This is a genomic window from Micromonospora endolithica (assembly GCF_003626595.1).
Lineage (GTDB): Bacteria > Actinomycetota > Actinomycetes > Mycobacteriales > Micromonosporaceae > Micromonospora > Micromonospora endolithica.
Genome location: NZ_RBAK01000006.1, coordinates 157009 through 182909 on the forward strand (window position 1 = coordinate 157009; position 25901 = coordinate 182909).

At 75.1% G+C, this 25901-nt stretch carries 13 protein-coding genes; 1 reads left to right on the plus strand and 12 read right to left on the minus strand.

The features are described 5' to 3' along the window. Positions 1-60 precede the first annotated feature (60 nt). Entirely contained in the window at positions 61-900 is an 840-nt protein-coding gene (locus D7223_RS17085; protein WP_202864666.1) for an ABC transporter permease, read from the minus strand. Further along, complete coding sequence (locus D7223_RS17090) at positions 897-1925, minus strand: ATP-binding cassette domain-containing protein (protein WP_120729399.1); 1029 nt, start codon at positions 1923-1925, stop codon at positions 897-899. The genes D7223_RS17085 and D7223_RS17090 overlap by 4 nt, the downstream gene beginning before the upstream one ends. Before the next feature lie 107 nt (positions 1926-2032). Between D7223_RS17090 and D7223_RS32535 the strand changes: the two genes are divergently transcribed. Continuing rightward, complete coding sequence (locus tag D7223_RS32535; RefSeq protein ID WP_158610902.1) at positions 2033-2680, plus strand: TetR/AcrR family transcriptional regulator; 648 nt, start codon at positions 2033-2035, stop codon at positions 2678-2680. A gap of 55 nt (positions 2681-2735) precedes the next feature. On the opposite strand, the gene D7223_RS17100 is transcribed toward D7223_RS32535, so the two are convergent. The 10 genes from D7223_RS17100 to D7223_RS17145 all read right to left on the minus strand — a co-directional run bounded on the left by D7223_RS17100 (position 2736) and on the right by D7223_RS17145 (position 25895). After that, positions 2736-3413: a response regulator transcription factor gene (locus D7223_RS17100; protein ID WP_147252555.1), complete on the minus strand. Its 678-nt coding sequence runs from the start codon at positions 3411-3413 to the stop codon at positions 2736-2738. Positions 3414-3620: 207 nt separating this feature from the next. Further along, positions 3621-4001: a hypothetical protein gene (locus D7223_RS17105; RefSeq protein WP_120729401.1), complete on the minus strand. Its 381-nt coding sequence runs from the start codon at positions 3999-4001 to the stop codon at positions 3621-3623. Positions 4002-4071: 70 nt separating this feature from the next. Continuing rightward, positions 4072-4302, minus strand: coding sequence for an MbtH family protein (locus D7223_RS17110; RefSeq protein ID WP_120729402.1), 231 nt, complete (start codon positions 4300-4302; stop codon positions 4072-4074). 2 nt (positions 4303-4304) lie between these two features. Beyond that, positions 4305-14774 carry a non-ribosomal peptide synthetase gene (locus D7223_RS17115; protein ID WP_120729403.1) on the minus strand — a complete coding sequence of 3490 codons (10470 nt, stop codon included), beginning with the start codon at positions 14772-14774 and terminating at the stop codon, positions 4305-4307. Between the two features lie 2 nt (positions 14775-14776). After that, positions 14777-15655 (minus strand): 3-hydroxyacyl-CoA dehydrogenase family protein, encoded by an 879-nt coding sequence (locus D7223_RS17120; RefSeq protein ID WP_202864667.1) that lies wholly within the window; start codon positions 15653-15655, stop codon positions 14777-14779. After that, entirely contained in the window at positions 15652-20850 is a 5199-nt protein-coding gene (locus D7223_RS17125) for a condensation domain-containing protein (RefSeq protein ID WP_120729404.1), read from the minus strand. The genes D7223_RS17120 and D7223_RS17125 overlap by 4 nt, the downstream gene beginning before the upstream one ends. 17 nt (positions 20851-20867) lie before the next feature. Further along, positions 20868-22670 (minus strand): non-ribosomal peptide synthetase, encoded by a 1803-nt coding sequence (locus D7223_RS17130; RefSeq protein ID WP_120729405.1) that lies wholly within the window; start codon positions 22668-22670, stop codon positions 20868-20870. Further along, positions 22667-23710: an HAD-IIIC family phosphatase gene (locus tag D7223_RS17135; protein WP_120729406.1), complete on the minus strand. Its 1044-nt coding sequence runs from the start codon at positions 23708-23710 to the stop codon at positions 22667-22669. The genes D7223_RS17130 and D7223_RS17135 overlap by 4 nt, the downstream gene beginning before the upstream one ends. Further along, entirely contained in the window at positions 23707-24717 is a 1011-nt protein-coding gene (locus D7223_RS17140) for a beta-ketoacyl-[acyl-carrier-protein] synthase family protein (RefSeq protein WP_120729407.1), read from the minus strand. The genes D7223_RS17135 and D7223_RS17140 overlap by 4 nt, the downstream gene beginning before the upstream one ends. Then, the gene (locus D7223_RS17145) at positions 24714-25895 is read right to left on the minus strand and encodes an acyl-CoA dehydrogenase family protein (RefSeq protein WP_202864668.1); all 1182 of its coding nucleotides are present in this window, start codon (positions 25893-25895) and stop codon (positions 24714-24716) included. The genes D7223_RS17140 and D7223_RS17145 overlap by 4 nt, the downstream gene beginning before the upstream one ends. Between the last annotated feature and the right edge of the window lie 6 nt (positions 25896-25901).

Here is a 25901-nt window from a genome sequence, read left to right on the forward strand (position 1 = left end):
CACATGAACCGGCCCGTGGCTGAGGGGAAAGCCACGGGCCGGTGGATCACGCGGTGGGGTTCAGCGGCGGGCGCGTGACACCCGCCCGCGCAGTGCGAGGTGCGCCAGGGTGTGCGCCAGGACGCCCACCACCACGATGGCGATGAACCCGTGCAGCAACGGCGTCACCGACCAGCCCTCGGTGATCAGGGACCGGAGCGCGCCGTAGACGTAGGTCAGCGGGTTGACCCCGGCCACGGCGTCCATCCACCCGGTCATCTCCTCGCGCGGGACGATGGTCGTGGAGAGGAAGACGAACGGGAAGAACAGCAGGAACGTCTGGGCGGTCACGGTCGGGTTGGCGGTCCGCAGCGCCACCGCGTAGAGGATGCCGACGTACGCCAGCGACCAGGCCAGCGCCACCCCGACGAACGCCAGCATGCCCAGCACGCCGGTGGTGAACTGCACGCCGACGAGGGCGCCCATGATGAGCACCGGCACGGTGAGGGCGGCAACGATGGCGAGATCGGCGACCATCATCCCGAGCAGCAGCGCCACCCGGTTGACGGGGGAGAGCAGCAACCGGTCGAAGTAGCCGTTCATGATGTCGGTGACCACCGACGGCGCGCGGGTCACGCCGGTCACCGCGATGACGATCGACACCGGGAGCTGGAAGGCGCGGAACTCGTCGATCCCGGCCTGGCCGAAGATGCTCTCCAGCGAGCCGATGAAGATCGCGAAGAAGAAGACCGGCACGAAGATCGGCGGGAACAGCGTCTCCGGTTCGCGGCGGGCCTGCCGCAGGGAACGGCCGGCGATGTGGATCACGTCGCGGACGAAGCCGGCGCGCCGGGCGAGGTTGGGCCGGGGCGTGGGCACCTGCGCCCGGGTGGCGGGTAGGGCGTCGGGCATGGTGGTCATCGGGGCGCCCCTCCTGCGGTGGCGAGCTCGGCGTGGGCCTGGTCGCCGGCCAACCGCTGACCGGTGACCGAGAGGAAGACGTCGTCGAGGGTCGGCCGGCGCAGCGTCAGGCTCTGCACCGGCACGCCGGCGTTGGCGAGCGCGACGGCGACCGGGGTGACGGCGGTCGGGCCGTCGCCGACCCGGGCGGTGATCTCGGAGCCGACCACGTCGACGCCCTCGACCTCCGGCAGCGCGCGGAGCCCCACCGCGGCCGACTCCGCGTCACCGTCGACGTGGGCCACCACCATGTCGGCGCCGATGCGCCGCTTCAGCGCGTCGGGCGTGTCCTCGGCGACCAGTTTGCCGTCGGAGATGATGCCGACCCGCTCGGCGAGTTCGTCGGCCTCTTCCAGGTATTGGGTGGTGAGGAAGACCGTGGTGCCGCTCTCCCGGTTGAGCCGGCGCACCTCGTCCCAGAGTGCGAACCGGCTGACCGGGTCGAGCCCGGTGGTCGGTTCGTCGAGGAAGAGCACGCCGGGGTTGTGGATCAAGGCCAGCGCGAGGTCGAGGCGACGCTTCATGCCGCCGGAGTAGGTGCCGGCCGGGCGCTTGACGGCGTCCCCGAGCTCGATCAGGTTCTCCAGTTCGGCGATCCGCCGGCGGATCTCCGGGCCGCGCAGGCCGTACAGCCGGCCCTGCAACTCCAGGTGCTCCAGGCCGGTCTGCTTGTCGTCGATGGCGGTCGCCTGGAGGGCGGCGCCGATCGCCAGGTGCACGCCGACCGGGTCGCTCGCGACGTCGTGCCCGGCCACCGTGGCCGACCCTCCGGAGGGGGTGAGCAGCGCGCAGAGCATGCGTACGGTGGTCGACTTGCCGGCTCCGTTGGGGCCCAGGAACCCGTAGATCTCACCGGTTGGTACGCACAGGTCGACACCGTCGACCGCCCAGCGGCTACCGAAACGCCTGCGCAGGCCAGACGCGGTGATTGCGGGCGCAACTAATCCTCCACCTGGTGGAGGTGAGACAGCGGTTCTTGGGTCCATACTGGTCTCCTCGGGCCGATATACTCAGGAGTCTCCGAGACAGTGCGTCTGGTGTCAATACATTGTGTCTCGGTGGTGCGCCGAGTTCGAACGGTTTGGAGGAAGCCGTGGCGGAAGACTGGCGTGACACCCTCGAGACCCACAAGGCTCGATACCGCGAACGGATCATCGACGCGGCGATCGAGCTGGTCGCCGAGGAGGGCGTCGCCAAGGCGTCGATGGCAGCCCTGGCCCAGCGGGCGGGGATCGGTCGGGCGACGGTCTACAAGTACTTCCCGGACGTGGAGCACGCGCTGCTCGCCCACGTGGAGCGGGAGGTCGACGACTGTCATGCGGCGCTGCGCGCCGTCCATGTGCGGGAGGAGGATCCGGTCGCGCGTCTGCGTGGCTGCATCGAAGCGCTGCTCGCCTACTTCGCGAGTCAGCGTCACCGGCTGAGCTGGGTCACGCTGGAGCAGGCCGACCTCTCGTCCGCGGCGGTCTCCCGCCTCCGCACGCTGATGACCAACCTGCCGCAGCCCTTCATCGAGACCATCGCGACCGGCATCGACACCGGTGGCCTGCGGGGTGACCTACGACCAGAGGTGCACGGTCTGCTCATCTTCAAGATGGTGGTCAGCCTGCACGACCATCTGGTGGCCGGCGCGCTGACCCAGCAGGACGCGGTGACGGCGGTGTGGCAGTTGATCAGCGAGGGCGTGCTGCCCCGGGAGAACGGCCACCTCCCCACGGTGGCCAGCGTCTCGTCCGCCTGAAAGCAGGAGCGGGGCCGGTCGCGGACATCGGACCGGCCCCGCCGCTTGCGGTGACTCAGACCTCTTCGAGCAGGCCCTGCTTGATGGCCACCGCGGCGGCGAGGGTGCGGTTGGAGCAGTTGAGCTTGGCCAGGATGTTGGCCACCAGTCGCTTGACGCCGTGCTGGGAGATCAACATCCGGCGGGCGATCTGCTTGTTGCTCAGGCCCTCGGCCAGCAGGATCAGCGTCTCGCGTTCCCGGGGCGTCAGCTTGGTGCAGTCGGCGCGGACCTGCGGGGTGGTGCCGCGGGCGCGCTCCAGCAGCCGGTTGGCCAGCATCGCCGGCATCGGGATCTCCCCGCTGTCGATCCGGCTGAGCGCCTGGGCCAGCGCGTCCTCGGTGACGTCGTCCTGGATCAGGAAGCCGTTGCTGGGGAAGCGGGTGACCGCGTCGAGGCTCTCGCAGCGGCGCCCCAGCAGCAGCAGGATCTTCGCGCCCTGGCTGAACGCCGCGTCGGCGACCTGGTAGGGCCCGGTCGCGGCGAGGTCCTCGCACGCCAGCACCAGGATGTCGTACGGCCGGCCACAGGGCACGTGGTCGGGGTAGGCGGCGACGAAGGTGTTCACCTCGGTCACCGAGTCGAGTGAGCTGAGCATGTCGCTGAGGCCGCGGCGCGCCAACTCGTTGTCGGCGAAGACGAGGACGCTGAAGCCCCCTCGGCCTTCTGTAAAAGGGTTACCAAATCGTTCCACGTCGATCAGCTCTCCCCCGGTCCCGCCACGTGACAAACGAAGTGTAGGGCCCGTGACAAAGTGTCGCGAGTGCCACACGAGATCAAGTTGGACAGGAACGAAGGTCTATGTGCCCTGATCAGAGCATCACTGCATGTCGACAACGGTCGAAGCCAATCGGCCACATTGCTCAACCGAAAGTGGGATGGGCCAATTGGCGACCGACCACTATCGACTGTTTCGTCGCCACTGACCGACGGCCAGGACCACCAGCAGCAGCGGCACCACGACCCACAATTGTGCCGTCGTGTAGTGCCGCAGCTCGCCCGGAACGTCGACGCCCCGGATCTCCGCCTCCAGCGCACCGGGGCGGATCAGTGTGAGCGCGTGCACCGACAGCGGTACGTAGTTGGCGGCCAGCCCGATCAGCCAGCACCCCACCACCGTCCGCAGGACACCGCCCGAGGACACCGAGACGACGCCGAGGGCGCCACTCACGACGACGCCGAGCAGGAACTCGGCGAGGATGACCCACCGGCGCCAGCGGACACCCGCGGAGCCCCACATGTCGATCGCGGCGAGGCGGCGTACGTCGAGTCCGAGGGTCATCCTCCGCATGCTGCCACGGGCCCGCCCCGACCCGCCATCGCTTCCCGAGGACGACGCCCGGGCCCGGAGCTCACGCCTCCAGCCGTACGTCCGGAGCCGTCAGGGCCCGCACCAGGCTTCGTGGACGCATGTCCGTCCAGTGCGTCTCGATGTGCCGCAGGCACTCCGCCCGACCCGCCGGGCCGAGCGTCACGCTCCACCCCGCCGGCACGTCCGCGAACGCCGGCCACAGCGAGTACTGGCCCTCCTCGTTGACGAGGGACAGGAAGGTGCCCTCCGGGTCCTCGAACGGGTTCGTCATCGTCAGCTCCTCACCAGGGATGTGGCCCGTACGGCGGCGACCCGCCGCTCGGGATGGTCGACCAGGGTCTCCAGGGCCCGCACCATGGCCGCCACCAGCCGCTCCACCACCGCGGCCGGCAGCAGGTCGGGCCGGTGGGTGACCCGGAAGGCGATCCGCTCGTACGGCAGCACGGCCAGGCCGAAGGTGAAGTGCGGGGTGTCGTGGCCGGTGGCGCCGCTCATCCGGAGACCACCGGTGGCCTCGGTGAGCGCCTCCGGGTCGAGCGGGAAGTTCTCGAAGACGACCGCGCTGTCGAACAGGTCGCCCACCCCGGCGGCGCGCTGGATCTCGCCGAGGCTGAGGTACTGGAAACCGCTCAGGCGGGACTGCTCGTCCTGGATCCGGTCCAGCAGGCCGGCCAGGTCCTCCTCGCCGCGCAGTCGCACCCGGACCGGCAGCGTGTTGATGAACAGGCCCACCATCCGCTCCACGCCGGGCAGTTCGGGCGGCCGGCCGGCCACCGTCATGCCGAACACCACGTCGTCGCCGCCTGTCGCGTCGGCGAGGGTGAGCGCCCAGGCCGCCTGGACGAAGGTGTTGACGGTGAGCCCACCGGTGCGCGCCCGCGCCCGGAGGGCCGCGCTGAGCGGCTCCGAGAGTTCCGAGGTCACGTGCTCCGGCAACACCGCCTCTCGGTCCGGTGCCGGCTCCGCCAGCAGGGTCGGGCCGGGCAGGCCGTCGAGGACGTCCCGCCAGGCCGCCCGGGCCGCCGCCCGATCCTGGCGGGCCACCCACGCCAGGTAGTCGCGGTACGGCGGCGCCGGTGGCAGCGCCGCCCCGCGCAGCTCGGCGTGGTAGAGCGCGAGCAGGTCCGTGATGAGCAACGGCGTCGACCATCCGTCCAGGAGGATGTGGTGCGCGCCGATCACCAGGGCGTGCCGCTCGGCGGCCAGCCGGACCAGCAGCAGTCGCACCATCGGCGGTTCGGTGGGCTGGAACCGGGCCGCCCGGTACGCGTCGACCAGATCCGCCAGCCGGCCCTCCTGCTCCGCCGGGGCCAACCGGCTCAGGTCGATCTCCCGCCACGGCATCCGGGTGGCCTCGCCGATCACCTGTACCGGCACCGGCAGGCCCTCGTGCAGGAACGCGGCGCCGAGGTGCGGATGCTGGCGCAGCAACCCGTCACCGGCCCGGCGGAGCGCCGCCGCGTCCAGCGGCCCGTCCAGGTACAGGGTGAGCTGCACGACGTAGACGCCCCGGGCCTCGTCGGCGGAGACCGCGTGGAAGAGCAGGCCCTCCTGCAACGGGGCGAGCGGCAGCACCTCACTGGCACCGGGTACCTGGGCGGTGATCGCGTCCACGTCGTGTTGGCTCAGGCGCAGCAGGGGGAAGTCGCTCGGTGTGCGTCCGCCGGTGCTGACCCCGGCCAGCGCGGCCAGGCCGGCGAGCGCCTGGCGCCAGGCCCGCGCCAGCTCCTCGACCTCGGCCGCGTCGACGGCCTGGCTCGCGTACACCAGGCTGGCGGTCAGCCCCGGGCCGTGCGGACCCTCCACCGACCAGGCGGTGACCTCCAGGACGTGGTGCAGCGGGGTACCCGGATCCGCGCCGCCGCCCAGCCCGCCGGCCTCCGGCGCCGGTCGCCAGGCCTCCGGCCCGGTGCCGGCCCCGTCCTCGCCGCCGGCGAACCGGCCCAGGTAGTTGAACCCGACCTGCGGGTGGCCGGCCGCCGCCAGCAGCGGGCGGGTGTGCGGGTTGAGGAAGCGCAGCAGGCCGTACCCGATGCCGTGGTCCGGCACCGCGCGCATCTGCTCCTTGACCCGCTTGAGCGCCGACTCCAGGGCCGGCCCGCCGGACACCACCTGCTGCCAGTCGACCGGGCCCGGGTCGAGCCGCACCGGGAACATGCTGGTGAACCAGCCGGCGGTCCGGGTCAGGTCGAGCCCGTCGACGAGGGGTTCGCGCCCGTGCAGTTCGCTGTCGATCACCAGCGCCGAGCCTTCGTTGCGGCCACGCGCCCGGCGCCGGTGGGCCGTCGCCAGGGCCAGCGCGGTGGCGAGCACCTCGTCCGGCCGGCAGTGGAACAGCGCGGGCAGCCTCACCAGCAACGCGGTGGCCTCGTCGGGCGTCACCTCGACCGGCACCGAGGCGGCGGTCCCGGCGACGTCCACCGCCGGGTCCAGCGGCCGGTGACCGAGCAGCGGGTCGCCGCCGCCCAGCTGCTCCAGCCAGAGGTCCACCTCGTTCTCCCGGTCGGGGCGCTGCGCCTCCTCGGCGAGCAGTCCGGCCCACCGGCGCAGCGACGTGCCGACCGGCGCGAGGGCGGCGCCGGCCGGGTCCCCGGCGCGGGCGGCCCGCCAGGCGGCCTCCAGGTCGGCGGAGAGCACTCGCCAGGTCACGCCGTCGACGACGAAGTGGTGCGCGAGCAGGTACAGCCGGCCGGCCCGCCCGTCGCCGGCCTCGGCGTGGACCACGCGGAACATCGCGCCCCGGGTGGGCACCAGCGTCCGGCGTGCGTCCTCCAGGGCCACGGTCACCGCCGTGGACGCCTCGGCGGTGTCCAGGTCGGCGACGCGGAGCTGGTCGACGACGGTGGCGGCGTCCACCGCGCCGACCGGGAGGATCTCGCAGCCGCCCGCCGCGTCGATCCGCATCCGCAGCGCGTCGTGGTGGTCGAGGACGGCCTGCACGGCCGCCACGAGGTCGGCGCGGACGAGGCCGGCCGGCACCGCCAGGGTGACCGACTGGCAGAAGCCGTCGACCGGGCCGGGGCGCTCGTGGCACCACCGCATGATCGGGGTGAGCGGCATCGGGCCGATCGCGTCGTCCCGGGTCTCGGCGGCCGGTGCCGGCACCGTCCGGGCGACCGCGGCGATGGCCGCGACCGACCGGTGCGCGAAGATCTGCCGCGGCGTGAGCGTCAACCCGGCCCGGCGCGCCCGGCTGGCCAGTTGCAGTGCGGAGATGCTGTCCCCGCCGAGGTCGAAGAACCGGTCCTCGACGCCCACCTCGTCCAGCCGCAGCACCTCGGCGAAGAGACCGGCGACGACCCGCTCGGCGTCGGTACGCGGCGCGCCGCCCCGCCCGCCGACCGCCGGCCCCGGTGCGGGCAGCAGCGCCCGGTCCAGCTTCCCGTTCGCGGTCAGCGGGAACCGCCGCACCACGACGACGGCCGCGGGCAGCATGTGCTCCGGCAGGCGCGTCGCGGCCCACTCGCGCAGCGCCGCCCCGTCGATGTCGGCGCCGGTGACGTAGGCGACCAGCCGGCGTACGCCCGGATGGTCCTCGCGGGCCACGACGGCGGCCCCGGTCACCTCCGGGTGCTCGCGCAGCGCGGCCTCCACGTCCCCCGGTTCGATCCGGAAGCCGCGTACCTTGACCTGTTCGTCCGCCCGACCCAGGAAGTGCAGCACCCCGTCGGCGCCCCAGCGGGCCAGGTCACCGGTGCGGTACAGCCGCCCGCCGGGCGGGCCGAACGGATCGGCGGTGAACCGGGACGCGGTCAGCACCGGGTCGCCGAGGTAGCCGTGCGCCAGCCCGGCACCGGCCAGGTACAGCTCGCCCGGCACGTCCGGGCCCGCCGGCCGCAGCGCCGCGTCCAACACGTACGCCCGGGTGTTGTCCATCGGCCGGCCGATGGGTAGAGGGCCGTCGACCGGGTCACCGGGGCGCACCGGCCAGGTGGTGGCGAAGGTGGTGTTCTCGGTCGGGCCGTACCCGTCCACCACGGTGATGCCGGGCACCGCGGCCCGGACCCGGGCCACGGCATCGGTCGGCACCACCTCGCCGCCGGTCCACACCTCGACCACCCCGGTCAACGCCTCCGGCGCCTCCCCGGCGACCAGGCGGAAGAGTCCGGCGGTCAGCCACAGCGCGGTGACCCGGTGCTCGGCGACGAGCCGGCCGATGGTCGCCACGTCGACGTCGCCGGGCGGCGCGACCACCACGGTGCCGCCGCGCAGCAACGGCACCCACAGCTCGTAGGTGGCGGCGTCGAAGGTCACCGGTGAGTGCAGCAGGACGCGCCGGTGCGCGGCGGTGTCGAAGCGCCGGTCCAGCGCCAGCGCGACGACGGCGCTGCCCGGCACCACCACGCCCCGGGGCACCCCGGTGGTGCCGGAGGTGTACATGACGTACGCCGGTCGACCGGCCGCCGCCGGTACACCGGGCGCGGCGGCACCGGAGGCGTCGGGACGCAACCGGGGGCCGGTGAACTCCGGCAGGGCTGTGTCGTCCGCCGCGATCAGGCAGGCCGGCCGGGCGTCGGACAGGATGGCGGCCAGCCGGGCCGGCGGATAGCCGGTGTCGACCGGCAGGTACGCGGCGCCGGCCCGCAGGGTGGCGAGCAGGCTCACCACCAGCGCGGCACCCCGGGGCAGCGCGACCGCCACCAGGTCACCCGGCGTCACGCCCGCCGCGACCAGCGCACCGGCCAGCCGGTCGGCGCGCGAATCCAGCTCGTGGTAGGTAAGCGTCGTGTCGCCGTCTACCACCGCGACCGCGTCGGGGCTGGCCGCCGCGACCGCCGCCACCAGCTCGTCCGGCCCGGCCGTGGGCAGCGGCGCGGCGGTGTCGTTCCACCCGGACGGCAGGTCGTCCCGGCCCGGTCCGGTCAGCCGGAGTCGACCGACCGGGGTGTCCACGTCCGACACCAGCGCCTCGAACACCCGGCGCAACGCGGCCAGCAGGCGGCCGGCGCGTTCGTCGTCGACCACGTCCGGCCGGTGGTCGAGCCGGAGCTGGACCCGCCCGCCCCGGGCGTACACCCGGAGCGTCACCGGGTAGTGGCTGCCGTCGTGACTGGCCAGGCCCACCACCCGAAGATCGCTGCCGGCGGGTTCGAAGCTGCCGGTGTCCATCGGATAGTTCTCGAACGCGAACACGGTGTCGAAGAGGGCGTGGTGGCCCACCGCCCGGTGGATCGCGCGCAGGCCGAGGTGCTGGTGCGGCATGAGGGCCGTCAGGTCGGCGCGCAGCCGCGCCACCACCTCGCGCAGCGTCCACCCGGCGGCACAGCGGACCCGCACCGGCACCACGTTCATCGCCAGGCCCACGATCGCCTCGACGTCGTCCAGCTCCGGTGGGCGTACCGACACGGTGGCGCCGAACGCGACGTCGGCGCCGCCGGTGACCGCCGACAGGGTCAGTCCCCAGGCCGCCTGCACGACGGTGTTGAGGGTGACCCCGCAGTGGCGGGCGGCCTGCGCCAGGCCGGCGGAGAGGGCGTCCGGCAGGTCGACGGCGGCCTCACCGACGGGCACCGGGCCGGTCCCGTCGCTGCCGGGCGCGAGCAGGGTCGGCGTCGTGAATCCGGCGAACGCGTCGCGCCACGCGGTCGCGGCGGCGGCGACGTCCTGGCCCGCAAGCCAGGTCACGTACTCCCGGTACGGCGTGAGCGGCGGCAGGTCGCGCGCGGCGGCGCCGCCGGTGTAGTAGCCGAGCAGGTCCCGGATCAACAGGGGCGTCGACCAGCCATCGGCGACGATGTGGTGGCAGAGCAGGGAGATCCGGTGCCGGTCGTCGGTGAGCCGGTGCACCGAGATCCGTACCAGCGGGGGCCGGGTCAGGTCGAAGCGTCGGGCGCGGTCGGCGGCGAGCAGGCGCCGCGACTCCTCCTCCCGGGCGTCCGGGTCGAGGCCGCGCAGGTCCGTCTCGTCGACCGACGGGTGGCCGCCGCGCGGGATCACCTGCACCGGCCGGGTCAGTCCCTCGTGCAGGAAGCCGGCCCGCAGGTTGGGGTGCCGGCGCAGCAGGTCGTCGGCGGCGCGACGGAGCCGGGCCACCTCGAACGGACCCTCCACGTCGAGGATCAGCTGCACCGAGTAGACGTCCGGGGCGTCCTCGTCGTAGCGGGCGTGGAAGAGCATCCCCTCCTGAAGGGGCGCCACGGGCAGCAGGTCGACCGGGTCCGGCACCGCCGCGACGACCAGGTCCAGCTCCTCCGGGGTGAGGGGCGTCAGGCTCAGGTCCAGGTCGGCGGGAGCGGTGTCGCCGGAGCCCGGTCGGGCGGTGTGCGCGGCGAGCCCGGCGAGGGCCTCCGCCCACCTGGTGGCCAGCTCGCCAATTTCCTCCTCGCCGAACAGCTCGCCGGCGAACATCAGCGAGGCGGTGAGCTGGGTGCCGGTCGGTCCCTCCTGGGCGACCATGCCGATCTCCAGCTCGTGCGGCAGTGGCGCGTCCGGGTCGGACGCGCCGCCCAGGCCGTCGAACTCCTTCGCCGCACCCCACCCGGTGTCCGCACCCTCACCGCCGACGGCGGCGAACCGGCCGAGGTAGTTGAAGCCGATCTGCGGGCGGCCGGCCTCGGCGAGCACGGTCGAGGTGTGCGGGTTGAGGTAGCGCAGCAGGCCGAAGCCGACGCCCTTGTCCGGCAGTGACCGGGTGAGCTGCCGGACCCGGCGGATGGCGTTACCCACGGCCGGGCCACCGTGGCGTACCTCGTCCCAGTCCGGGGCGCCCGGGTCGAGGCGCACCGGGTAGATGCTGGTGAACCAGCCGACCGTGCGGGACAGGTCCACGCCCGGCACGACCGGCTCCCGCCCGTGGCCCTCGATGTCGAGCAGCACGGACGAGGCGGCGCCCCGGCCGCGCTCTCGACGCCAGCGCGCCACCGCCAGCGCCAGGCCGGTCATCAGCACCTCGTCGGGTCCGCAGTGGAACAGCGCCGGTGCCCGGGTGAGCAGCAGCTCGGTCTGCTCCGCGGGCAGGCGCATGGCGAACATCCGGCTGGTGCGGGTCACGTCCCGGGTCGCGTCGAGCCGGTCGGCGCCCAACGTGGGATCGTCCTCGGCGAGCTGGTCCAGCCAGACGTCCACCTCGTCCTCCCGCTCGGGGCGGCGCGCCTCCTCGCTGAGCAGCTGCGCCCAACGCCGGTAGGAGGTGCCCACCGGCGGCAGCGCCGCCGTCGTCCCGTCCCGCGCCGCGGTCCAGGCGGCCACCAGGTCGGGCACCAGCACCCGCCAGGCGACGCCGTCGACGACCAGGTGGTGGGCGACGACCAGCAACCGACCGGGTCGCTGCCGGCCGGCGTCCAGCCACACCAGCCGCAGCATCACACCGTCGGTGGGGGCGAGCTGCCGGCGGGCCGCCTCGGCCTCGCGGCCCACCACCGCCGCCAGTTCCCGTTCGTCCAGGTCCGCGACGTCGACCCGGCGTACGCAGGACGCCGCGTCGACCGACCCACGCGGTCGCACGTCGAGCGTCCAGCGGGCCACCCGGGCACCGGTGGCGCCGCCGCCCCGGCGGGTCAGGGTCAGCCGCAGCGCGTCGTGGTGCTCCAGCACGGTGCGGACGGCGGACACCAGCCGGTCGTGACCGAGGTCGGCCGGCACCTGAAGGCCGACCGACTGGCTGAACCCGTCGCCGGGACCACCACGCTGGCGGAACCACTCCATGATCGGCGTCAGCGGCACCCGACCCACGCCGTCGTCGGCGATCTCCGCCGGTCCGTCGTCGACCCGGCCGCAGATCGCGGCGAGACCCTCGACGGTGGGGTGCTCGAACACGTCCTGCGGAGTGAACGAGAGCCCGGCGCGGCGGGCGCGGCTGACCAGCTGGATGGCGATGATGCTGTCGCCGCCGATGTCGAAGAGGCTGGCCCGGTGGTCGACCGACGGCAGGCCGAGCACGTCGGCGAAGACACCGGCCAACACGGTCGCGGCGTCGTCGCCGGGTTCGCCGGCCGGCGTCGGCGCGCCGGTGGTGTCCTGCCGGTCGGCGTCCCGTGGGCCGCCGGGCGGTGCCGCCCCGACGGCGGTCGGATCGTTGCCGGCGACCGGGTCGTTCGCGGTCTGGCCGGCGGTCGATCCGGCGCCGGTCGTCGGATTGGCGGCCGCGGCGAAGTCGGGGGCGGGCAGGGCGGACCGGTCCAGCTTCCCGTTGGGCGTGGTGGGCAGCCGGTCGAGGACGACGACCGCGGCGGGCACCAGGTGGTCGGGCATCCGCGCCGCCGCCCAGGCCCGCACCGCCGCGCCGTCGACACCACCGGTCACGTACGCGACGAGCTTGCGGTCGCCGGGGCGGTCCTCGCGGGCGACCACGGCGGCGCCGGTCACCGACGGGTGCTCCGTCAGCGTGGCCTCCACGTCACCGGGCTCGATCCGGAAGCCGCGCACCTTCACCTGGTGGTCGGTGCGCCCCAGGTAGTGCAGCACGCCGTCGGCGTCCCACCGGGCCAGGTCGCCGGTGCGGTAGAGCCGGCTGCCGGGCGGGCCGAACGGGTCCGCCGGAAAGCGCTCCGCGGTCAACACCGGGTTGCCCAGGTAGCCGTCGGCGACCCCGTGACCGGCCAGGTACAGCTCGCCGGCCGTGCCGGGCGGCACCGGCTGCAACGCGCCGTCGAGCACGTACGCGCGGGTGTTGGGCAGGGGCCGCCCGATCGGCGGCGGGCCGTCGACCGGCCCGTCGGTGTACCAGGCGGTGGCGTAGACGGTCGCCTCGGTCGGGCCGTAGACGTTGCCGAGGCGGGCGTCCGGGAACCGCTCGCGGACCGCGCGGGCGACCTGGACGGGCAGCGCCTCGCCGGCGAGCAGCAGCGTGTCCGGGTGGAGGTCGAGCCCACCGTGCGCGATCAGGTGCCCGAGCACCGACGGCACGGTGCTGACCAGGCTGACCTGCCGCCGCGCGGCCGGCTCGGCGATCAGCGCCAGCGGGTCGGGGACCAGCTCCACGGTGTGCCCGGCCAGCAGCGGCACCACCACCTCGAAGACGGAGACGTCGAAGCTGAGCGAGGTCGACGCGAGCACCCGGCGTAGCGCCGGGTCACCGATGTCGCGACGGGCCCAGCCGAGCAGGTTGACGACCGACCGGTGGGCGACGACCACACCCTTCGGGCGGCCGGTCGAGCCGGAGGTGTAGATCACGTACGCGGGGTGCGCCGGCAGCAGTCGCACCGACCGGTCGTCGTCGGTGGGCCGCCGGTCCGGCCGGGCGTCCACCTCGGCGCGTACCGCCGGGTCGTCCAGCCGGACGGCCCGGTGGCCGGGATGCCGGTCGGCGAGCTCGCCGCCGGCCAGCAGCAGTGCCGGCCGGGCGTCGGCGAGCATGCCGGCGACACGGGCGGCCGGATACGCCGGGTCGACCGGCAGGTACGCCGCGCCGGCCTTCGCGATGGCGAGCAGTGCGACCACGGTCTCCGCCGTGCGGGGCAGGGCCAGCGCGACGAGACGGCCCGGCCCCGCCCCCTGGGCGAGCAGGTGGTGCGCGAGCCGGTTGGCCCGCTCGTCGAGGTCCCGGTAGGTCAGCCGGGTCTCGTCGGCGACCACGGCGAGTGCCCGCGGGTCGCGGTCGGCGGCGGCTTCGAAGAGCCCGGGAACGGTCGCCGGGACGAGGGCGGCCGCCGTGTCGTTCCACTCGGCCAGGCGACGGCGCACCGGCTCGCCGACCAGGTCGACGCGACCCACCGGCAGCCGGGGGTCGGCGGCCAGCGCCCGGCGCAGGGCGGCCAGGTGGACGCCCAGCCCGGCGGCGTCGAAGTGGGCGGCGTCGCCGTCGAGGAACACGCGCAGGCAGCCGTCGACCGGGTCCTCGACGACGCGGACGACGAGCTGCGCGGGCTGCCCGGTGCCGAGATGCCGCACGGTCGCGGCGACCGGGCCGAAACGGGCCGGCGGCCCCGCCGGCACGGCCTCGACCAGCACCCCGTACGGCCCGACGTCGGCGACCGGGTGCCGCTGGTGGCGTCGGGCCCGACGGGTCGCGTCGGCCACCCGGCGCACCACGGCGGCGACGGTGTGCTCGGGCCGGACCGTCACCCGCAACGGCAACACCCGGGCGAGCGGGCCGGGGTCGCGCAGGTCGCCCCGTTCGGTGCGGCCGGCCATCTGCAACCCGGTCAGCACGTCCGTCCCGGCGCCGCGCCGGTGCAGGTAGCCGGCCACGGCCGCGGCGAGCCACACCGGCCACCCGACGCCGGCGGCGCGGGACGCGGCGCGTACCGCCGCCGTCTCACCCGCGTCCAGCGGGGCGTCGGCCGTCACCCGGCCGGTGCGATCCGCGTCGTAGGTGGTCGACAGGCTGGCCGGCCGGGGTGCTTCCCGCAGCTCCTGCGTCCAGTGCCGGCGCGCCGAGTCGGCCCCGGGCCCGGTCGGGCCGGCCGGCACGGGTGCGCGCAGCTGTTCCCCGGCGTCGCCGCCGAGCAGCCCGGAGTAGATCTCGGCGGCCCGGGCGGTGACCAGTTCCACCCCGTGCCGGTCCAGGCGACCGGCGGGATAGCGCTGGTACCAGCCGTAGCGCCCGTCGCCCAGGTGCAGCAGCGCCTGGTCGACCGGGCCGCCGTTCGCGCCCGGGCGGCGGCCCCCGACCCAGCCCTCGGCCGCGCCCCTCGGGTCGGGTTCGCCGCCGAGGTCGACCAGCTCGACGTCGCCCGGCGCCGGCAGCCCGGTGACGGCGTGCAGTTCTGCCAGGGCGCGACGCACCGCCGTGCCGAACAGCGCCGGGTCGAGCACGCCCTCCGATGTGACGAGTGCGGCCACCGCGCCGGTGTGGTCGGCCACGGTCATCTCCCTCCGAGGACGCGGGTGTGGGCGTAGTGGTGGAAGCCACGGCCGGCCTTGCGCCCCAGGTGCCCGGCGCCGACCAGCTCGGCCAGCAGGCGGCTCGGGGTGAACCGGTCGTCGCCGGTGTGCTCGCGCAGCACCACCAGCGAGTCGAGGACGGTGTCCAGGCCGATCAGATCGGCGGTGGCGAGCGGGCCGAGGGGATGTCCGAAGCAGCTGGTGAAAACGTCGTCGACGGTGGCGGCGTCGGCGGTGCCCTGCTGCACGACGGTCGACGCCTCGTTCACGGTCAGCATCAGCACCCGGTTGGTGACGAAGCCGGGCCCGTCGTTGACCACGATCGCCCGTTTGCCCATGCCGTGCAGGAGAGCGCGGGCCCGGGTCAGCGTCTCGGTGCTGGTGTCCGCGCCGCGTACCACCTCCACGGCATCCTTGAGCGGTGCCGGGTTCATGAAGTGCATGCCGAGCACCCGGTCGGCGCGGTCGGTGAACGACGCGAGCCGGGCGACCGGGATCGCGGAGGTGCAGGACGCCAGCACCGTCCGGTCGGGACAGACCGCGTCCAGGGCGGACAGCACCGCGCGTTTGACGTCCACCCGCTCGGTGGCGCACTCCACCACGAAGTCGGCAGTGGCCAGGGCGTCGATCGAGTCGGCCCACCGCACGGTCCCGGTCGGCCCGGTGGCGGCGGTGGGGCGGGTCAGCCGCAGCAGGCGTACGCCCTCACGCAGCCGGTGCGGCCCGCGTTCGCGGGCGGCCGGGTCGGGCTCGACCACCACCACGTCGTGACCCGCCTGGGCGGCGCACTGGGCCACGCCGACACCCATGGTGCCGGCTCCGACCACACCGATCGTCATCTCCGGTTCCTCCCCGGTCATCCGGCCACCGCCGGCAGCCACAGGTCGAGCGCCGCCCGGTCCGGCTCGGCCGCCGCGGCGCGCAGCAGACCCACCAGTTCGTCCGCCAGCGCCGCCACGCTGTCCGGGTCGAACAGGTCCGTGCGGTAGGTCAGGCTCGCCGCGACGTCGTCGCCGTCCGGCCGGACGGTCAGCGCCAGGTCGTAGGGGCGCGCCCCGGCGGCGGCGTCCACCGACCCGAACCACAGGTCGAACAGCGGGTGGCGGTCCGGCAGCGTCGGCACGTCCAGGGCACGGGCCAGACCCTCGATCGGCACGCCGAGGTGCTGGCGGGCCGCGGCGAGCGTCGCGTCGACCCGGGCGAGCAGGTCGGCCCAGGGGGGTTCGTCGGAGAGGTCCACGCGGATCGCGGCGGGTCGTGGTCCCTGCCCCGCGTCGAGCGCCGCGCCCACCACCACGTCGTCGGTTCCGGCCCGCGCGGCGACCAGGGCGAGGTACGCCCCGAGCAGCGCGGTCACCGGGTCGGCGGGGCCGGCGGCGGCCGTCACCACCTCGGCGGGCACGCGGAACGGGTGCACCGCGGTGGCCGGGTCACCGCCGGCCGCTCGCGGCCGGTCCGTGGGCAGCTCCACCACCGGCGCGTGGGCGAGCGCCTCCCGCCAGTACGCGACGTCGGCGCCGGCACCCCCGCCGGCGTGGTCGAAAGCCGCCGCCGGTGGCCCGGATCGTGCGACGGCGGCGGCCAGCTCCCGTACCGGCCGGTCCGGGTCGGCCGCGAGCGCGCGCAGCAACGCCACGAACAGCTCGGCCGTCGCCGCCACGGTGGAGCGTTCGAAGAGCTGGGTGCGGTATTCCAGGATGCCGACCAGGTCCCGCAGCTCGGCGTGCTCACCCAGCACCAGGCTGAGGTCGAACTTGGCGGTGCCGGGCGGCAGGCCGGGGAAGGGATCCTCCCGGTCGCCGCCGCCGAGCACGTTGCCCCGCCCGATGTCCCGGGAGACCGTCGGCGGCAGGGTCTGGTGGACGTACATCACGTCGAACAGCGGGCTGCGGGACGGATCGCGCGGCCCGGCGACCGCCTTGACCACCCGGTCGAACGGGACCTCCTGGTGCTCCAGGCCGGTCAGCACCGTCCCGCGCACCTGGCGGACCAGCTCGCGGAAGGTCGGCTCACCGGACAGGTCGGCCCGCAACGCGATGGTGTTGTTGAAGAAGCCGATCAACTGCCACAGCTCCGGTCGGGTGCGGCCGATCGTCGGCGTGCCGACCACCAGGTCGTCCTGCCCGCTGAGGTGGCCGAGCAGCACGTACAGGCCGGAGAGCACCACGGTGAACAGCGTCGCGGTCTCCGCCCGGCCCAGGTCCCGCAACGCCTCGGTGACCTGCTCCGGCAGGATGAAGCTGTGGTGGTCGCCCGCGTGGTCGCGGCGGGCCGGACGGGGATGGTCGGTGGGCAGGTCGAGCACCGGCGGGTCGTGCAACTTCCCGCGCCAGTAGTCCAGTTCGGCGTCCAGCGCCGGACCGCCCAGCAGCTCGCGCTGCCACCGGGCGTAGTCGCGGAATTGAATGGGCAGTGGCGGCAGCTCCTGCCGCTCGCCCCGGGTACGGGCGGCCAGGTGCCCCGCCAGTTCGGCGGAGAGCACGGCCGGGGCCCAGCCGTCGTTCACCGCGTGGTGCATGAGCGTGATGCTCAGGTGGTCCTCGGAGGCGAGGCGGACCAGCACGACGCGGACCAGCGGGTCGTGTGCGATGTCGAAGACGTGCCGCTGCTCGGCGTGCAGGATCAACCGGGCCGCCGCCTCCGGGTCCGGTGCGCCGGAGACGTCCACCACGGAGAAGAAGTCACCCAGCGCGGGACGGATCACCAGGCGCGGCCGGCCGTCGTCGGTGGCGAAGTTGGAGCGCAGCACCTCGTGGCGGGCCGCCAGATCCTCCCAGGCCAGGCGCAACGCCTCGACGTCGAGCGGGCCGCGTACCCGGGCCGGCGCCGGCAGGTTGTAGAGCGTGGTGCCCGGGTCCAGCTGGTGGTGGAACCACATCCGCTCCTGGCCGAACGACACCACCAACTCGTCGCCCGGCACGATCGGCGGCAGCCCACGGCTCGGCGACCCGCCTCGACCGCCCGTCCGGTTCGGACGGGGCGGCGGTGCGGCGGGTGCGAGCTGCGGTGCGGCCACATCGGGGGCCGCCGGCGGCACGGCGGGTGCGGTGGGTACGACCGACTCCGGCGCGGCCGGGGCGGGCTGCGGTGCGGCCGGGACGGGTCGGGTCGCCGGCGCGGGTCGCGCGGCTGGCCCGGTCGTCGGGGCGACCGGTGCGTCGCGTGCGACCTGTCGGTTGGGCGGGGTGCCGGCCTCGGGCTCACCGGGGCCGGTCGTGCCGGGTCCGGGCACGGTGGTGTCCGGCGTGGCCGGACCCGACCGGGTACCGGCTGCGCTCGTTCCGGTGGATTCGGGGCCGGCTGCTCCGGCGCGTTCCGCGATCACGCCGGTGAGGTCGGCGACGCGCGGGTGGTCGTAGATGTCGACCAGGCCGAGGCCGACGTCGTAGGTCTCGGCTACCCGGTCGATCAGTTGCAGGGCGATGACCGAGTTGCCGCCGAGGGCGAAGTAGTCGGCGTCCGGCGGTACGTCGTCGGCGTGCAGAAGGGCGCGCAGCGCCTCCCGCAACCAGGGCCCGACCGGGGGCCCGACGGCCGGCTCGGTGTCCGCGACCGGGGCCGGCTCCGTGACCAGGGCCGGTTCCGTGACCGGGGCCGGCTCGGTGACCGGGGCCGGCTCGGTGACCACGGCCGGCTCCACGACGGCCGCCGGCACGATGGCGGGCCCGTCGACGGTGGCCGGCTCGGCGGTCGGGACCGCCGGTGCCTCGATGGGCGGCGGGACGTCGGCCGGTTCCCGAAGGACCGCCGGCTCGGCGGTGACCGGCGGCTCGGCCGCCCCGGCCGGGGTACGGGTCGACCCGGCGGTGTCGGGTCGCACCGGGTCCGGCACCGGTCCGGCGACGACGGGCGGGCCGAGGCGGATGACCTCGCCCAGTGGCAGCGGCCAGCAGCGTTCCCCGCGCAGCGGGGTGCCGGGCAGGTGGATCCGGCGGGCCGGCGGTCCGGCGGGCACCTCGGCCAGGGCGCCCCAGTCGAGGTCGACCCCCGCCCCGTACAGCGCGCCGAGCAGGCGCAGGACCCCGTCGGGACCGGGCGGTACCCGCAGCGTCCCGCGCGGCCCGCCGGGCACCGCCGGGTCGGTGAGCGCGTCGCCCAGTTCGCCGCGGATGCCCAGCTCGACGAAGATCACCGGACCGTCGGCGAGTACCGCGGCGGCGGCCTGCCGCAGCCGCTCCGGGTCGGCGGCCGGGAACGGCCCGCCCTCGGCCAGTTCGACGGTGTCCTCGGGAGTCAGTTCGTCGCGCAGCCACCGCACGGCGTAGCGGGCCGCGCCGGAGCTGAGCAGGCCGTGGACCGGCACCCCCGCGGCCACCAGCCGGCGGTGCGCGTCGAGCTGCCAGGCCACCACCCCGGCGGCCGGTCCGCGCAGCGGCAGACGCGGCGGCAGGGGAGGGACGACGGCGTCGGTGGGTACCGTGGCGTCCCCGGAGAGCAGCAACACCACCCGAGGTCCGCCCGTGGCGCCGCTCGCGTTCCCCGGGCCGGTGGCCGTGGACACCGCCGCCGCGCGGTGCGGCTCCGCCCCGTCGGCGGCCCGGCGCCAGGTCGCCTCGGCGGCCAGCGCGGTCGCGGCCGTCCGGGTGTCGGCGGCGACCACCGCCAGGCGCAACGGGTGGTGGTCGCGGCCGGCGCCCAGGGTGGCGGCGACGTCGCCGAGGCGGGCCGAACCCGGCCGCAGGGCGACCGCGATCCGGGTGCAGGTCTCCACCAGGTCGTCGACGGTACGGGCGGAGACCGGAAGGAGCCGTGCCGCACCGTCGTCCCCGGCCGGCGGCGGCGTCGGTGCCTGCTCGACGACGCAGTGCGCCACGATGCCACCCAGGCTGTACGAGCTGACGCCGGCCCGGCGCGGCTGCTCCCGGCTGCCCGGCCACTGTTCCAGCGCGGTCACCACCCGCACCCCCGCCGCCTGCGGGTCCACGCCCTCGGCGGGGGAGTGGTAGTGCAACGACGGGTACCGCTCGCCGTGGTGCACGCTCAGGATCGCGCACACCAGGCCGGCGATGCCGGCCGCGTGGTCGAGGTGGCCGATGGCGGTCTTCACCGATCCGATGGGCAGCGCCCCGCCCCGCCGTACGCCGGCCTGGCGACCGGCCCGGCCGAGCCCCTCGATCTCCACGGCGTCGCCGAGTCGGGTGCCCGACCCGTGCGCCTGAAGGTAACCCGCCGTGGACAGGTCCAGGCCGGCCGCCCGCCAGGCCCGGCCGATGACGTCGGCCTGGGCGACCGCACTCGGTGTGCTGATGGTGGCGGACCGGTGTCCGTTGTGGCCGATCGCCGTACCCCGGATGACGGCGTGCACGGGCAGGCCCTCGGCCCGCGCGCGGGCCAGGGTGCTGAGCAGCAACACCGCCCCGCCCTCACCGGCGGCGGTGCCGTCGGCGGCGGCGTCGAACGCCCGGCACCGGGCCTGCGGGGAGATGATGGCCCGGAACGCGCCGGTGTCGTCGGCGGGCGGATGCAGCGACCGCACCGCGACCCCACCGGCCAGGGCGAGGTCGGCGTCGCCGGCCCGCAGTTCCCGACAGGCGTGGTGCACCGCGACCAACGAGCCGTTGCAGCCGGTGTCCACGCCGTAGGTGGGGCCGCGCAGGCCGTAGAGGTGGGCGACCCGGGAGGGCAGGGCGCAGGGCACGGTGCCGAGCATGGCCAGGGTGCCGGTCTCACCGACCAGCGCGCCGTAGTCGGGGCTCGGTGAGCTGAACACCACGGCCGTCCGGCTGTCCCGCAGGCTCGACGGGGCCAGGCCCGCGTTCTCCACCGCACCCTGCACCAGGTGCAGCGCGATCCGGTGCTGCGGGTCGATCAGCTCCGCCTCCCGCCGGGACAGGCCGAAGAAGCGGTGGTCGAAGAGGTCGATCCGGTCCAGGTAGCCCAACTCGGCGTACCGGACGTCGGGGTCGAGGTTGGAGGTCTCCCGCCGGGTCGCCGGCATCGGCCGTACGCTGTCCCGTCCGGCGCGCAGGTTGGCGCGGAACGCGTCGAGGTCGTCGGCCTGCGGAAACCGCACGGCGACGCCGATGACGGCGATGTCCTCTCCCGGCTGACCCATCGTTCTTCCTCCCGGCGTCACACTTCGAAGCTGAGCGCGGCGGCGGGCGGCGGGCCGCTCCGGTCGGAGACCGGCGTGTCGGCCCGTCCGGCGATCACCGCCGCCTGCGCCGCGATCGTCTTGGCGTCGAACAGCTCACCCACCCGGACCGCGCCGGGCCAGCGACGTTCCAGTCGCTTGTGCAGGTCGACGACCTTCAGCGAGGTGCCGCCGGCGTCGAAGAAGTTGTCCTGCAGGCCGCAACCCCGATGTCCCAGCACCTCGGCCCAGATGTCGGCCACCGCGCGTTGCAGCCCGGTCCAGTCGTGGTCGGCCGGCGCGTCCACCCGGTCCTCCTCCTGTGCGGCACCGAGCCGCGCGAGGGCGTCCCGGTCGAGCTTGCCGTTGACGGTCAGCGGTATCGCGGGCACCGCCACGAACCGCGCCGGCACCGCGGCGAGCGGCAACGATTCGCGACACAGCGCCCGCAGCGCCACCGGCGGTGGGAGCGGACCGTCACAGACCAGGTACGCGACGAGCACCGGCTCCGGTACCAGCGGATCGAGCAGCACGGCGGCCCGGCGTACCGCGGGGTGGGCGCTGACCACCTCGGCGACCTCGGCCGGCTCGACCCGGTGTCCGCGTATCTTCACCTGGTCGTCGGCCCGCCCCCGGAACTCCAGGGCGCCGTCGGGGCGGCGCGTTGCCAGGTCTCCGGTGCGGTAGAGCCGGGCGCCCGGCAGGGCCGCGAACGGGTCGGCGACGAAACGCTCCGCCGTGCGGGACGGCTGCCCGGCGTAGCCCTGCGCCAGGAACGGCCCGCCGACGTACAGCTCGCCGACACCGCCGGCGGGCTGCTCGCGCAGCGCGGCGTCGAGGACGTGCACCCTCGCCCCGGGAAGCGGGGCGCCGATCGGCACGTCCCCGCGGGTGTGGTGCGGCGGCACCCGCTGGTAGGTGCACGAGACGATGGCCTCGGTCGGCCCGTACTCGTTGACCAGTCCGGTGGTGGGCAGCAGTCGACGGTGCCGGCGGACGAGGTCGGCCTCGCACCGCTCACCGCCGACGCTGACGTGCCGCAGCGTGGGCGGCAGCAGCGCGGCGTGGTCGAGCAGCAGCCGGTAGTAGGACGGTACGCAGATCAGGTGGGTCACGGCACGGGTGGCGGCGAGCGTGGCGACGGCACCCGGGTCGGCCATCCGCTCCTCGTCGGGCAGCACCACCGTGCCGCCGCGCCGCAGGGTCCACAGGGTGGCGCCCAGGCTGCCGTCGAAGGACAGGCGCAGGGCGGTCAGGAACGTCGGTCGCCCGGTGCCGTACAGCACGTCCCGGCAGCGGATGGACGTGTCCAGGTGGGCGTGACCGACGACCACGCCCTTCGGCCGGCCGGTCGAGCCCGAGGTGTGGATGACGTACGCGGGCAGGTCCAGCGGCAACGTCGGGGGCAGCGGCACCGGCGGCGCGGCCACCAGGTCCCGGACGTCGAGGTGGGCCAGGGTGTCGGCGGAGGCCGGTCGGCTGCCGGCGTGCACCAGCACCCGGCAGTCGGTGTCGCGCACCACGGCGGCGAGCCGGGCGGCCGGCTGCCCCGGTTCCACCACCGCCCACGCGGCGCCCACCCGGGCGGCGGCCAGCATGGCGACCACGGTGGCGGTCGACTGTTCCAGGTGGACGGCGATGACGGTGCCGGGCAGCGCGCCCGCGGCCACCAACCGCATCGAGAGGTGGTCGACGGCGTCCGCGAGCCCGCCGTAGCTCAGGATCTCGTTGCCCACGACCACCGCCGGGTTCTCCGGGGTCTCGCTGGCGTGGGCGAGGATCTCCACCACCAGCGGGGTCACCGGAGCACGCCCGTCCGGTCGTCGACCCGGACGTGGCCGGGCCGGGCGGGGGGCAGCCGGGCCGGGTCGGCGGCCAGCAGCATCCGGTCGGCGTCGCGCCGGACGATCTCGAAGCCGCCGAAGCGCAACGTCACCAGCATGATGCGGTTGACCGGGGTGGGCACCAGTTCGGCGACCGGCCGGCGTCCGGCGGCGACCGCGGTACGCACCAGGTGGTCGAGCAGGACCGCGCCGACCCCCCGGGACACCACCCGGCAGGACATCAGCAGCAGCTCCAGCACCGACTCGGTGCCGGTGAGCCGGGTGACCGCCAGCCCGATCGTGCCGTAGCGGCCGAAGCGGTCGGTCAGCTCCGCCACGGTCACCTGGTAGTCCGGGTCGTGGCACAGCGCCCGCAGCTCCGCCATCCCGTACGTGATGCCGGTGCTGTTGAGCTGATGGGTGCGTACGGTCAGCTCGTGGGCGCGGGCCAGGTCGTCCTCGGTGGCCCGCCGGACGGTCAGCACCAGGTCGAGACTCGCCAGGAAGTCGGTGTCCGGCTGGCCCCACTCCTTCTCGGCGGCGGCGCGCCGGTGCTCCGCCTGGTACATCTGCCGGCGCTGCCGCGACTCGTCGGTGACGAACGGCGGCTGGAACTCGGCCCGGCCGGCCAGGTCACCGACCTGGGTGGCGTCGTAGCAGCGGACCGGTGGCAGCGCGCGGGCGACCTCGGCCCGCTCCACCGGGTCGTTGTCGACGAAGGCGAGGGTGTCGACGCCGATGCCGAGGGTGGCGGCGATCCGCCGGACCGCCGCGGACTTGTCGCCCCAGCCGACCTCGACGGCGCAGAACAGGTGGGTCAGCCCCACCGCGTCCAGGTGGGCCACGGCGGTGTCGTGGTGCCCCCGGCTCGCGACCACGTGCAGGATCCCCCGGTCGTCGAGGGCGTGCAGGGTGCGGACCGCCGCCGGGAACGGTGTCGGCGCGTCGCCCTCCAGTACGACGCCGCCCCACAGCGTGTCGTCGAGGTCCCACACCAGGCACTTCACCGTCGGGCTCATCGCGGGTCCGTCCCGCGCACCAGCAGTGCGCTGCTCCAGGCCGCGACCGGGCTGCTGTTCATCACCAGGACGTGCCCGCCGGTTGCCACGGTGGCGGCGGTGTCGTCCAGGTTGGCGAGCACGTCGATCGGGCCGAGGTGGCCGTAGCGGGCCAGGTTGGTCGGGCACGCGTCGCCGATCGTGACGCCCAGGGCCCCCTGCCAGAACGCGAACGCGCCGCGGGACAGGTTCTGCATGAGCACCGCGTCGAGCCGGTCCGGGGTGAGGCCCCGAGCCGCGAGGACCTCCCGGTTGAGGTCACGCAGCCGGCTGCGGCTCTCCATCGCCAGCCGGAACGAGTAGGTCGGCTCGTCCGCGCAGGTCTCCCGCCAGTGCCTGGCCGGCACGTCCCGGTAGTCGATGTGGAACAGGTCGGCGTAGCTGCCGTCGCTGCGCTGCGCGTGGTCGAGCCAGCCCCACCGGCCGGGCTCCCGGCCGAGCAGCACGGCCGCACCGGCGTCGCCGAGGACGGTCATCGGCGGCCGGTAGCGTCCTTCGGTGGCGGCGACGGCGCCCATGGCGACCAGCACGTGCCGCCACGCCGGCCGGCCGCGCAGCAACGCCACACCCACGTCGAGCGCCGCGGACACCGACACGCAGCCCAGGTCGCCGACGCTGAGGGTGGTCGCCCGGATCGCCCCGAGGCGGGCCTGCAACCGGGTCGCCTCGGAGGCCAGCAGGTATCGGGGGGCACGACCCTGCACGAGGATCAGCGCGTCCACGTCCTCGGCCGCCAGCCCGGCCCGGTTCAGCGCCTCCTGCGCCGCGGCGGCCGCCAGGTCCACCTCGGCGCCCGGTCCGGGCCGGCCGTCGTGGTCCCGCAGGCAGCGGATCTCGTCGATGCCCAGGGAGAGCACGTGGTCCCGGCGGGCGGCCGGCAGCGCCGCCACCTCCGGCAGCGCGGCGACCGCGACGGTCTCCGCCGGTAGGTGCACGCTCACCGGGCCCAGCCAGATCGGGGTGGTCACGACGGCACCGCCACCGGTCCGGGCCGGGCCGGTGCCGCCGCGCCGCTCCGCCGGTGGGCGCGGATCGCGTGGTCGGCGAGGTGCAGCTCGCTGACCTCGTCGGACCCTTCGATGATCCGCATGACCGTGGCGTCGCGCAGGAAACGACCCACCAGGCTGTCCGGGTCACAGCCGGCTGCCCCGTGCACCTGCACCGCGTCCCGGCTCACCCGGGTGGCGGCCCGGGAGGCGGCGTACTTCGCCAGCACGGTCGCGGCGACGGCGTCCGGGTCGCGTACGGCGCGCACCTGTGCCGCGTGGCGGCAGAGCTGTTCGGCGGCGGTGACCGCGACGTGGCCCCGGCCGAGCGTCGCGCGTACCAGCTGGTGGTCGGCGAGGCGCACCGCGCCCTGGACGCGCTCGACGGCGTGCGCGGTGGCGGCCCGCTGGCACGCCCGCGCCAACCCGACGCAGCCCCAGGCGACGGTGTAGCGACCGTGGTCGAGCGCGGTGCCGGCGACGTGGGACAACCCGAACCCGGCCGGTGCGACGAGGTGTGAGCGGGGCACCCGGACGCCGTCCAGGTCGAGGTGGGCCACCTGGGCCGCCCGCAGTCCGAGCTGACCGCGGACCGGCTCCCGGCGCAGACCCGGCCGGTCGCCCTCGACCAGCACCGCGGCCGGTGCCCCGTCCAGGCGCCCGATCACCAGCAGCAGGTCGGCGGTGGCGCCGAAGGTGACCCACCGTTTGCGACCGGTGATCCGCAGCGCGTCACCGCTCGGCTCGATGCTGGTGGCCACGGCGGCCAGCTCGGTGCCGGCGCTCTCCTCGGTGGCGGCGAACCCGGCGACCGCCGCGCCGGTGGCCAGCGCCGGCAGCCACCGCTCGCGCTGCTCGGCCGAGCCCCAGCGGCCGAGCGCGGCGGAGACCATCCCCTGGACGGTGAGCAGTGCCCGCAGCGAGGAGCACACCGCCCCGATCCGGGCGGTCGCCTCGCCGATCGCGGCCGGTGACGCGTCCGCGCCACCGTAGCGCCGGGGCAGGTCCCGGGCGAGCAGGCCGGCCGCGCCGGCGTCCGTCACCACGGTCGCCGGCAACACGCCCGTCCGGTCCCAGGCGGCGGCGTCGAGCCGTACCGTGTCGGCGAAGCCGGCGGCCCCGGCCACCACGGCGGTGTCGGTGTCGGTGTGGGTGTCCACGGTGCC